This is a genomic window from Neisseria sp. P0021.S005, from assembly GCF_051956955.1.
In genome coordinates, this window is sequence record NZ_JBQCWY010000208.1 from 1 (window position 1) to 4,851 (window position 4,851).

The 4,851-nt window shown below is 44.2% G+C and carries 2 protein-coding genes; one reads left to right on the plus strand and one right to left on the minus strand.

The features are described 5' to 3' along the window. On the plus strand, positions 1 to 734 hold a 734-nt coding region (locus tag ACTHUE_RS11075), incomplete at its 5' end, for a LytR/AlgR family response regulator transcription factor (RefSeq protein ID WP_440423480.1). A gap of 276 nt (positions 735 to 1,010) precedes the next feature. Here the strand turns inward: ACTHUE_RS11075 and pilC are convergent. After that, positions 1,011 to 4,571 (minus strand): PilC family type IV pilus tip adhesin, encoded by a 3,561-nt coding sequence (gene pilC / locus ACTHUE_RS11080; protein WP_107768723.1) that lies wholly within the window; start codon positions 4,569 to 4,571, stop codon positions 1,011 to 1,013. Positions 4,572 to 4,851: the final 280 nt, after the last annotated feature.

Genomic DNA, 4,851 nt, shown 5'->3' on the forward strand with positions numbered 1-4,851 from the left:
TGCCAAGTGCCATTATTGTAGAAGACGAAGTATTAGCAGCAGAACGCTTACGTGTATTATTGGAAGAGTGCAATGTCGTACTGCTCAACGTCTTTCACCATGCCATGCCAGCATTGGAGTGGCTGAGCGTCCACGAAGTTGACATCGTCTTTGCCGACATCGGCATGCCGGAAATCGACGGTCTCGAATTTGTCGAACGCATTAAGCGTACCGCCAAGCGCCAGCCGGAAATTGTCTTCACCACAGCCTACGAAGAACACGCCCTGCGCGCATTTGAGCTGGCTGCCGCAGACTATCTGCTCAAACCGATCAAAATGACCCGCCTGCAAACCGCGCTTGACCGCATCATCGAGAAAAACCGCGAAAAAGCAGACAGTTTTACCCATTTCAAAGTGTACAACCGCGAACGCATGGTTGAAATTCCATGGCAACAGGCGCGTTACCTGATGGCGGAACACAAAACCGTCTATCTGTTTACTGGCGACGGCCAAAGCTACGAATTACCGAAGACCTTGGTTTACTGGGAAGAATTGCTGGGCGACAAAGTCATCCGCATCCACCGCAATGCCCTCGTCTTCCGCCACACCCTAGACAGTCTGATTCGACTGGACGATGACGAAAACGATGAATCCGCATCCACGTGGAGCGCTAAAATTCTCGATATTCCGACCCCGTTGCCCGTCAGCCGCCGGCAACTCTCCACCCTGCGGAAAATCATTAAAAACAGCATCTAACAATGCGCTCCTTGACTCGTTCTCTTTAAATCAAAGGCCGTCTGAAAAGATACTTTTCAGACGGCCTTTTAACTTATCAGCCAAATGGTAGAAATTTAAAAAAAGAATAGTCCAAATCTGTCGTTTAGCTCTATCCAAGCTTTCAATTTGATCAAAGCTTGTTTTGCCCTCAAACAAGCTTTTCTATCCACCAATCCAACATTTTTGAATTACTACTACTCAACAGAAAAGGCCGTCTGAAAAATTCAGACGGCCTCGATATTCAAGCCTTACAAATTAAAAGAACAATTCACGCCAGCTGATACGTTTGAGTCCGCATGTACGGCCTTCTACTTTTAGGCTGACCAGTTGGTTAGACAAGAGACTGCGATCACCTTTGGTTGCAAAACATTTATTATTTGGCACGCTCGGCGTGGCGTTCAGCTCCTTATCCGTACCCGTGCCACCACTATCGCCATCGGCAGTTACCGGAGAATCGTCGGCTTTACTGGAATTCATATAAGTAAAGTTGATAACGCCATCAAAAGTCATACCGTTGGCGTAATCAATCTGGCCATTATTCTCGCGCCTGATAAACTTACGATCCTTACTGGAGATACGAGCATCACGCAAGCCCAAACGGCCGCCGTTTTCGGCATTTACGCCCAGAATAATCGTTTTCGCTGTCGTTTGTGTGGACGTGCTGTCCGGCAAACAAACATCGGTACTGGAAGAATCAGTATGAATTGTTTTGCTTTCATACTTACGAATGGTCAGAACAGCTGTACGCAAAATCATCGTCGGTTTGACAGTCACACGTTCATTCGGACCTAAAGTCAGACTCCAGCCTTTTTTGCCTTCACCAACCTTATTGTTGCTGACATAAATATGTTCGCCGTCACTTTCTCTGGTTTGCTGCTCCAACTCACTGCTGTTTGCCAAAACCGCTTTTTTAGATTCATCAGTAGACACATCGTCGTAAATACCATAAACGGCATTGATTTGTCCGTTGGTACCTTCTAGTTCATTCTGATAAATCTCGCTACCCGTACCAAAAATGACGACATACTTGTCTTTACCACGACGTGATACCGCAGGCGCAGACGTAATCGGTTGATTACCCGAACCTTGGAAAATCATTTGCGCCGACCATTCAGACGGGGTTTTACCTCTCAAGTCGAAGCGGAACATATTGCCATAACGGTCGCCTGCATAGGCAATATCGACAATACCGTCAAAATCGGTGTCTACCAAAGTGGGGGTGGAGAGGCCACCTTTGCCATTCGGTGCAGGAATTTTAGCCAAGAGATTACCGGCACTAGAAACATTTTTGCCGGTATCTTGCGTACCAGCTTCTTTACCTGTCATATCATAGACATATAAAGCCGTTTCATTGTCGACACTGTTCACATCTTCAGTACGATAGCCGCTGGCCAAGAAACCCGCATAGCGCACATCAGATTTCAAATTGACCGGAGTGGTATCGCGCTTGATGGAAACACGGCCGATTTGTGTCGAACCAATGGTATAACCCAGCTTATTGTCAGAGCCTTTTTTTGTTTCAAACAAAGGCACAGTCGTATTCCAACTACTACGATCACTGTTAGCTACCGCATCAATATTCAACGCATATGCACCGCGTCCGCCCTGACCCATTGCACCAAACATAAAGGTTTGTTTATCAGGTGTTTGACGGAGAACAAAGCCACCATTGACCATATAGCGGTGTGGCGTGCTGGAGCCATAGCCCTCACGAGCAATATCCTTCAGGACTTTGCCCAAAGTTGTTGCTTGACCTTTCTCGTCCTCACGTTCCATACCTGCCGGAATATAGCTGAGTTTCAAGTCATAAGGATTGCTAGGCGTACCATTACGGAAAATATGTACCATACCGTCATTGGCAGCGGCAACCAAAAACTCTTGACGGTTGTCGCGCTTATTGCCAATAGCCGCAACCGAACCGTCTAAAATATCGCCCAAATTACGTTCATCTTTATTTGGATCATTAGGGTCAGTCGGACGGATACGATAAGACTGACTATAACCTTTTGCCTCTGCATCCGCTTTGATGGCTTCATCACTACCTGCTCGGCCAGTCCATTTCAACAATGCATTTTTCCATTCCAACTTCAACTCATCTTTCGCACTGCCGTCTGAAATGCCAAAATCGGCGTTTGAAGCCTCATTATCTGCAACTCTATCGATGAAATAGGTCTTACTGCCATCATTAACCAAAGTAAGACGGTTATTAAATGATGGCTGAACAAACTCAGTCGTATTAATAGGCGTACCATTGCGGTTTAATTTATAAAACCGCAACTGACTGCTCCAAGAGCCGGTATTTAAATGAACCGTTGCCGCCATATTGGGAATACCTGTACTGGTCGTCACCGGCGCAGTTGAAGCTGCCCCTTCAAATTTCATTATTTTGCTGTCAGTTTCAATATTGTCGATAATGGTTTTAAAGGCCTCAAGCAACTTTTCAGGTTTTGAGGCATTGAAATACCATTCCGGGCGACTGGCACCCTTTTCCAGATAATCTCTCCCGACTTTAGAGATTCCCTCACCAAAGCCCACGGTAAAAGTCTGAACCAATTGCTTGCTATAATCTACGCCCTTAGGATCGCTTGGATCACCATCCCAGCTCTTGCCTGCAGCATCTCGACGATCCTCTGGCTTAATCGCAGCATCTAGACGATTTTCTGACTTAATCGCAGGTTTAATATCTTTTTCTGCCAAAGTCTGGCTAAAGAAACGCATACCGCGTTTTTCATCCTCATAGTTCCTATCCCAATAAGGAACAATAATTTCGCCAATGCCTTTGACTTCTCGTTTACCATCTTTTTCACCTAAAAGCACCCAATCCCCTGAATCATCATCTTTTGCATAATCAGTATATTGGCATTGAAACTTTTTCTTCCCTTCAGGAGTATCCAATCTCGGATCATAATTTGGCAGATCAAAATATACTTCACCTTTAAGGCCGATTCCTGAAAATTCCTTACCTTGCCCATGTTTATTTTCATAAGCTTTTACTTCAGACGGCCCAAAATATTCATAGACCTCATCCGAGCTACGATCAATAGCACGGTAATAGTTTGAATAATAATATTTTCGGTCATAATTGAAGTTAGTATTGGGAGATTTACGTGGGTCTTCTCCAGAGGCCTGATTGCTACAACTCATATTGGCATCGCCATCAGAAACCACGACAACATAGGATTTTTGACAACGGTATTTAATATTTGGAATAACGAAATTTTTGACAACTTCATAATAACGGCGCGTTGTCGGCGTAGCTTGGTAAGCCAACATCTCGTCTACCTTTTTCCTGACATATTCCCAGTTTCGACCGGCAGAACCATCCGTAAAGCCATCAGAATCCTTCATATCGCCTTTGTCATCGTCGGGGCTAGACAATTCTGCATATGCGTAAAGAGCATTATCCTTTTTCCTTTTTTCCTCATCCCATTTCCAATACCGAGGATTATTATGTAAAGTCTGCAAGCCCCAGTTAAACTGATCTTTATACCGCTCCAAAATCTTCTTTAATGCCGATTTTGCAATATTGATTTTTCTATTCTTATCATCTACATGATATTCACCCTTAGCATCAGCCAACATACTGCCCGAGTCATCAATCAAAAACATAATATTGTGTTTGACTCTGGGCTGGCCAATAGGCTCGTTTACGTTTTTCAGGTAAAACGGAATTTCGGCAAAACCATTCTTTTCTTTAGATTGCTGGGGATTTGCCTGAACGGAAAAGCTAATGAGGGCTAAAGCGGAAGCGATGCTTGCATGAATGAGGCGATGGCGGCCTGATGGAGCGTTTTGCATAATGTGTTCTTTTTTCATCGGATAATCTCAGTTAAAAATGACGTTGTTTTTATTTTTTATGGGGCTACGATTTTAGCATAAACAGCCTGTTTCATGTTTGATTCGGCTGAATTTCCCTAAGCGCGCATTTCAAGCACAACAAAAATGAAACAATCTGCCTGCTCAGTTTTCAGACGGCCTGACTGAATATTTAGTTCAACCTTATTCATCAGGCATTCCAAAAGCAAGGGACTGTACCGTAAAGATAAAACGTTTTTAAATTATCGATTATTGGCTCTACGCTTGAAATTCCTATTAC

Coding starts and splice junctions, on each gene's coding strand:
- pilC (WP_107768723.1), bottom strand. CDS start 4,571: ATGAAAAAAGAACACATTATGCAAAACGCTCCATCAGGCCGCCATCGC.